This is a genomic window from Arthrobacter sp. SPT-J7, assembly GCF_059089965.1.
In genome coordinates this window covers 1-819 of record NZ_JBNHFF010000497.1, presented here as the reverse complement: position 1 = coordinate 819, position 819 = coordinate 1, and the positions used below count along the sequence as shown (strand labels likewise).

General features: G+C 66.5%; 1 protein-coding gene and 1 pseudogene. Both read left to right on the top strand.

Annotation, left to right across the window (positions count from 1 at the left end; all coding sequences use genetic code 11):
* Window positions 1–368 (top strand): regulatory protein RecX (locus tag AC5RWX_RS33870; RefSeq protein WP_494100514.1); only part of this gene is annotated, 368 nt, incomplete at its 5' end.
* 3 nt (window positions 369–371) lie between these two features.
* Window positions 372–819, top strand: a pseudogene (locus AC5RWX_RS33865) (tRNA (N6-isopentenyl adenosine(37)-C2)-methylthiotransferase MiaB); the annotation flags it as partial.

The window sequence follows — 819 nt, the reverse complement described above, 5'->3', positions numbered from 1 at the left end:
GGCTCATCGATGATGCCGAAGTCGCCGACATGTGGGTGCGCAGCCGGTCACAGTCCCGGAAGCTGGCCAAGGGCGCACTCCGGCGGGAGCTTGCCGAAAAGGGGGTCGACCCCGAAACTGCCGCCGCAGCCTTGGAGCAGCTCTCCGACGCTGACGAGGAAGCCGCCGCACGAGTCCTGGTGGAGCGAAAGCTGCGTCCCGGAACTGACCTTGAGGACAGGGCGGAGCGCGACAAAGCCACGCGCCGGCTGGCGTCCATGCTGGCGCGCAAAGGCTACCAACCGTCCCAGGCGTTCCGCATCGTCGGCGAAGTCCTTGATGCCCACGCTGCTCCCGACACTCATGAGCCACCGAACCGGTACCCTTAACAGGTGAGTTTGACCATTCCTTCCCCTCTTTCCGGCACCAGCCCGTCTTCGGGGTCCAGTGCTGCCGCCTCGGCCGCCCCCGCTCCGGAACCCGGCACGGGAAAGCCCCGCACCTATGAGGTGCGCACCTTTGGCTGCCAGATGAACGTGCACGATTCAGAGCGCATGGCGGGCATGCTGGAGGACGCCGGCTACGTGCCGGCAGACGGCAGCCAGGCGGACGTGGTGGTGTTCAACACCTGCGCGGTTCGTGAGAACGCCGACAATAAGCTTTATGGGAACCTCGGCATCCTGGCCCCGGTGAAGGCAGCAAACCCCGGCATGCAGATCGCCGTCGGGGGCTGCCTCGCCCAGAAGGACCGGGAAACCATCCTGAAGAAGGCGCCCTGGGTGGATGCCGTCTTTGGCACCCACAACGTCGGCGCCTTGCCCGCGCTGCTGGACCGTGCCC